Origin of the sequence: Chitinophaga sp., assembly GCF_035761305.1 — a bacterium.
Lineage (GTDB): Bacteria > Bacteroidota > Bacteroidia > Chitinophagales > Chitinophagaceae > Chitinophaga.
Window position 1 is genome coordinate 1 of the sequence record NZ_DASTRI010000276.1, and the last position, 5632, is coordinate 5632.

At 50.9% G+C, this 5632-nt stretch carries 5 protein-coding genes; 2 read left to right on the forward strand and 3 right to left on the reverse strand.

Going from position 1 to position 5632, the window contains the following annotated elements; genetic code table 11:
• Both VFS25_RS23050 and VFS25_RS23055 read right to left on the reverse strand, forming a co-directional pair.
• On the reverse strand, positions 1-376 hold a 376-nt coding region (locus VFS25_RS23050), incomplete at its 3' end, for a MarR family winged helix-turn-helix transcriptional regulator (RefSeq protein ID WP_326464539.1).
• Between the two features lie 25 nt (positions 377-401).
• Entirely contained in the window at positions 402-1982 is a 1581-nt protein-coding gene (locus tag VFS25_RS23055) for a DHA2 family efflux MFS transporter permease subunit (protein WP_326464540.1), read from the reverse strand.
• A gap of 241 nt (positions 1983-2223) precedes the next feature.
• On the opposite strand from VFS25_RS23055, the gene VFS25_RS23060 reads away from it, so the two are divergent.
• Both VFS25_RS23060 and VFS25_RS23065 read left to right on the forward strand, forming a co-directional pair.
• Positions 2224-3759, forward strand: a complete 1536-nt coding sequence (locus tag VFS25_RS23060; protein ID WP_326464541.1) for a sulfatase — start codon at positions 2224-2226, stop codon at positions 3757-3759.
• A gap of 60 nt (positions 3760-3819) precedes the next feature.
• A complete protein-coding gene (locus VFS25_RS23065) occupies positions 3820-4905 on the forward strand; it encodes an AI-2E family transporter (protein WP_326464542.1) in 1086 nt (361 codons plus the stop codon).
• 9 nt (positions 4906-4914) lie between these two features.
• On the opposite strand, the gene VFS25_RS23070 is transcribed toward VFS25_RS23065, so the two are convergent.
• On the reverse strand, positions 4915-5331 hold the full coding sequence (locus VFS25_RS23070; RefSeq protein WP_349256402.1) for a secondary thiamine-phosphate synthase enzyme YjbQ: 417 nt from the start codon (positions 5329-5331) through the stop codon (positions 4915-4917).
• Positions 5332-5632 lie beyond the last annotated feature (301 nt).

The window sequence follows — 5632 nt, forward strand, 5'->3', positions numbered from 1 at the left end:
CAGTGTCAATTTCATACATGTCATCTACCAGCGGGTTAAATTTCTTTTGCAGCTGCCTGCCTTCCCTGGTCAGGAAAATAAGCTTGTTACGCCGGTCGTTTTCATCGGCGGCGCGCAGCACCAGGTTGCGCTTTACCAGGTTATCTATCAGGTAGGTGGTGCTGGATTTATCTTTGATGATAAAATCCGCGATCTCCTGCTGGTTCACTCCATCCTGCCGCCACAGGAAAACCAGCACTTCCAGCAGCTCAAAGGAAATGTCAAACTGGTATTCCCGCAGCTTTACCTGTATGTGCTGGCGCATAATGGTGCGCAGCTCCCGTATGGACTTGGTAAGGTCGCGCGCCAGCTCTGTAATGTTGTTCGTAGCCGTCATGCAAACAAAATTATTGTTTTTAACATTAGTGCGCCGCATCAGCAAGGCTCACCCTGTTTTTGGCAGCTTTGATCAGCAGCAGCACAAAAGGCACACATACCAGGAACATAACGCCCACCCACAGGAACACATCCATGTAAGACAGTACCGTAGCCTGTTTCATTACCGATGCATCCAGCAGCGCATATGCTTTGTTTTGTGAAGTGGTCATGTCAAATCCTTTGCTGTACATACCGGCCGACAGCTGCGCTACCCGCTGCTGCACATCCGGCGAGTTAATATCAAGATGGCTTACCAGCGTGCTGCGGTGCAGGTCTGTTTGCCGCGTTACAAAAGTAGAGATCAATGCTATCCCAAAAGCGCCGCCCAGCTGCCGCATCATGCCTGAAAAGGCGGCGCCCTGGCCAATTTCTTTTCCCTGCAGGGTAGAGAGCGACATAGTGCTGATGGGCACAGACAGCAGCCCCAGGCCAAACCCGCGGATGATCAATATCCAGAAAAAATCATGCGCGCTGGTATCGGGCGTTAATATCTTGTAGGATAGGTAGCTGTAAATAAAGAACACCGTCATGCCAACGGCAATCAGGTATTTCTGGGAAATGCCGCGTTGTATTAATATGGCCACCACGGGCATCATAACAGCTACAAACAAAGTACTGGGCAATTGCAGCAGGCCCGATTGTTCGGCGGTCCAGCCCAGCAGGGTTTGTGTGTACAGCGGTATCACAAAGGTAGAGCCGAACAGTCCAAACCCCATGATAAAGGACAATATTACGCCTATACGTAAGTTGCCGTTCCGCAATACCCGCAGCTCCACCACGGGGAAGCGCACCACCAGCTGCCGCCATATAAAAAAGAACAGGCCAAATACCGCGGTAACAGACAGGATAATGATCAGCGGGCTGTTGAACCAATCTTCCTCCTGCCCCTTTTCCAGCACAAACTGCAGGGAGGATATACCAACGGCCAGCAGGGCAATGCCTAACCAATCAACCTGGCTGGCGCTGCGTTTTTGCTCATATTGCGGGCTTCGTACGTACTGCAGCGTTAGCAGCGCTGCAATGGTGCCTACGGGAATGTTGATGTAAAAAATATACGGCCAGCTGTAGTTATCAATAATATAGCCGCCCAGCGGCGGGCCCAGGGTAGGGCCTACAATTACACCCAGGGTGTAAATGGCCTGAGCCGTGGCGCGTTTATCCGCGGGCCAGCTTTCTGTAATAATGGTTTGGGAGGTTACCAGCAGGGCGCCGCCGCCCAGGCCCTGTAAAAAGCGGAACAGCACCAGCTCCCATATGTTGGTGGCATTACCGCACAGGAAAGAGCAAACGGTAAAGAGTACAACGGAAACGGCAAAATAGTTCCTTCTGCCAAATTGCTGGGAAAGCCAGCTGGTTAAGGGCACAATAATTACATTGGCCAGGGAGTAAGCGGTAATTACCCAGCTTACCTCATTCAGGGTAGCGCCCAGGCTGCCCCGCATATCGGGCAAAGCCACGTTTACAATAGTCGTATCAATGATCTCCAGTAAAGCACAAACAACAGCAGTAATGGTAACGATCACTCTTCGGGATCCATATTCAATTAGCGATGGAAGCTGTTCCATATCTCAATCTCTCCGGTAAATTTCTGGCAGCAAAGGTACGGTAAATTAGTTTGATTTCAAACTAATTTACCGGTTAATATGTACCGTTGAAATACCGGCAATTGAACGGATTTTTAAACCTTGTTCACCCGGCGTTACCGCTCACATGCAAACCGCACCGGGACAAGAAGAGATTATTTTAGTAACTTATGGTTGCACACAGCTGCGTTACGTAAGCTAACTATGTTAAAAAATAACCCGTATGAAAATATTAGTCAAGGTTGTGCCCGCATTATTAGGCATGCTGCTGGGCAGCGCTGCCACAGCGCAGCAACATGCAAAGCCAAAAGCCGCGCGTCCGAATATTATTTTCATTCTTTCCGATGATCACGCCTACCAGGCCATCAGCGCTTATGGTAGCAGGCTGGTGCAAACACCCAACATAGACCGTATTGCAAAGGGCGGCGCTATTTTCCGCAATGCGCTGGTGGGCAACTCCATCTGCGGCCCCAGCCGCGCAACCCTGCTTACCGGTAAGTATAGCCACATGAACGGCTATACGTTAAATGAAAAAAAGTTCGATGTTACCCAGGAGCTGTTTCCCCGCATCCTGCAGCAGCACCATTACCAAACCGCCTGGATAGGAAAATGGCACCTGGGTGCATTGCCGCAGGGGTTTGATTACTACAACATCCTGCCGGGCCAGGGCCAGTACTATAACCCGGATTTTATTGAGAACGGCGATACCTCCCGCGCCAGCGGCTATGTGACAAACCTGGTAACGCAGTTTGCCGTTAACTGGCTGCAGCAAAGAGATACCGCCCGCCCGTTTATGCTGGTTGTAGGAGAAAAGGCCACGCACCGGGAGTGGCTGCCGGATATACAGGACCTGGGCGTATATGACAGTATTGATTTTCCCCTGCCGGAAAATTTCAATGACAGCTACCAGGGCCGTGTGGCGGCAATGAACCAGGATATGACCATTGCCCATACCATGCGCCTGAAGGAAGACCTGAAAGTGCATGCCGATTATGAGAAGAGCGGCATCTATAACCGCTTTAACCCGGAACAGAAAAAGGCTTTTATGGATTATTACGAAGGTAAGATAAGCAGGGAGTTTGATGAAAAGCACCTGGCCGGCCAGGCCCTGGTGCGCTGGAAATACCAGCGTTACCTGAAAGACTACCTGGCCACTGCCCGCTCGCTGGACCGTAACATTGGCGCTTTGCTCGATTACCTGGACCGCAGCGGCCTGTCGGAAAATACCGTGGTGATTTACGCGTCGGACCAGGGCTTTTACCTGGGCGAGCATGGCTGGTTTGATAAACGGTTTATTTATGAAGAGTCGTTGCGCACCCCCTTCCTGATCCGATACCCGGGCGTAATACAGCCTGGCACCAGTGTATCGCAGCTGATGGTGAATATTGATTGGGCGCCCACCCTGCTGGATATTGCCGGCGTGCAGGCGCCTGCCGGTATGCAGGGCGCCTCCTTTTTGCCGCTGGTAAAAGGCGATACAGCCGGCTGGCGCAAGGCCGCCTATTACCACTACTACGAGTTTCCGCAGCCGCATCACGTGTACCCGCACTTTGGCATCCGCACGGAAAAATATACCCTGGTACATTTTTATGATCAAACAAATGCCTGGGAACTGTATGACCTGCAAACAGATCCCGGGGAAATGCACAACCTGTACGGGCAGCCGGCCTATAAGCAGGTTACGGATGCATTAAAGCAGCAGCTGCGGCAATTGATAAAGCAGTATAAGGATGAGGAGGCGCTGCAGCTGGTTCAATAATATCCGCTATTTTTAATATTATGTGATACGCCCCTTTTTCACTTACGCAAAACAGATCTTATGCGTTACTCCAAAGCAGCTACCTCGCGTAGCATCATAGAAACGGTACTGGTGCTGTTACTGTTGCTTGCGCTCCTGTATGCGCTGTATGATGTGCTGCGGGTGTTTTTTGGCGTTTTTACATTTGCCCTTATCTTTTTTGTGTCGTTTGAAAGCCCCTATGAATGGCTGGCGGTCAGGCTGGGCAACCGGCGCAGGCTGGCTGCTGTTATCTACTCCATTTTACTCATACTTATTGTAGCATTACCTTTTGTGTACATCATTGCTTCGCTGGGCAGGCATGTACGGGAAGGGCTGCAGCTGATAGCAGATATACAGGCCAACGGTTTGCCGCCGCTGCCGGAGCGGGTGGCCCGGCTGCCGTTTGCAGGCGAAGCCATTGCCGTTTTCTGGCAGCATTTGCAGGAAAACCCACGGGAAACACTGGTAAGCTATGAGCAGCATTTGCGGTCGGTGCTGCGCCATATATTATTAGGCGGCGCCGGCGTAATAGGAGCGGCCCTGCAATTTATATTAGGCATCATTATTTCAGCGGTGATGCTGGCCAGTAAAGAGCAGGTGCTGCAGCCCCTCCGCTCCACGCTGCAGCACCTGCTGGGCCGGCGTGAGGGGTTAACGCTTATGAAAGCCACAGGGCATGCCATTAAAGGGGTGTCTATCGGCGTAATGGGTACTGCGCTTATAGCCGCTGCTGTTTCCTGGATAGGCTTTACGATTGCAGGGCTGCACTTTAAGCTGGCCCTGTCTGCACTGGTATTTTTCCTGGTGCTCATACAGGTAGGCCCGTTAATTGTGTGGTTGCCCCTTATTATATGGATGGCGGTGCAGGGCCATACCGGCATGACGATATTCCTGGCAGCATATGCCGCCTTTGTGCTGGCAACAGACGCCATTCTTAAACCCATCCTCATTGCAAAAAGCGGGGGCAAGCTGCCCTTCCTGGTGCTATTCCTGGGCGTGGTGGGCGGTTTGGCGGCGTGGGGCTTTACCGGCATGTTCAAAGGCGCTATTATACTGGCGGTATTTTATACCATTTTTACTTCCTGGCTGGAGCGGAAGCAGGAGCCTGCCACCGGCAACCGGTAGCCGGCGGAGTTATTCGCCCCATGCGGTAATAACCAGTTTTCTGCGGCCGCCATGGTTGCGGTGCTCGCATAAGTACACCCCCTGCCAGGTGCCCAGCGCAAACCGGCCGTTACGTATGGGCAGCATTACGCTGCTGCCCAGCAGGGCAGCTTTCAGGTGCGCGGGCATATCATCGGGGCCTTCATCATTATGTAAAAAATCGCGGTCGTTTTCAGGCGCTGCTTTGTTAAAATAAGTTTCAAAATCTTTGCGCACAGTAGGATCCGCATTTTCATTGATGGTAAGCGAAGCCGATGTGTGTTGTATAAAAACCTGGCAAATGCCTGTTTGCAGCATGTTTATCTCGGGTATGGCCTTTACGATGTCGGCTGTTATCAGGTGAAAACCACGCGGGCGCGCGCTTAATTCAAGCGTATGCTGGTATATTTTCATATTGTGCTATGCATTATATATGATCATGAAATTAGCCCAATTTTGCGTGTATGTAAGCGCTGCAACTTTATTACAGGAGAAGGATTTTGAATATTTTATGAATATTTCTTTACTTTGAGAACCGTTGGAAGCAGATTATGATCAATTGGAGATTAATTCATAACTACGTATTACTATCAGCCTTTGCGTTCAAGATACTGATACTGGGGACGTTACTTACGTTAGCGGCCCACAATGTCTGTTGGGCGAAAATGGTAAGCGAAGATGTGAGCCATACCATGGTGACCATAAAGCA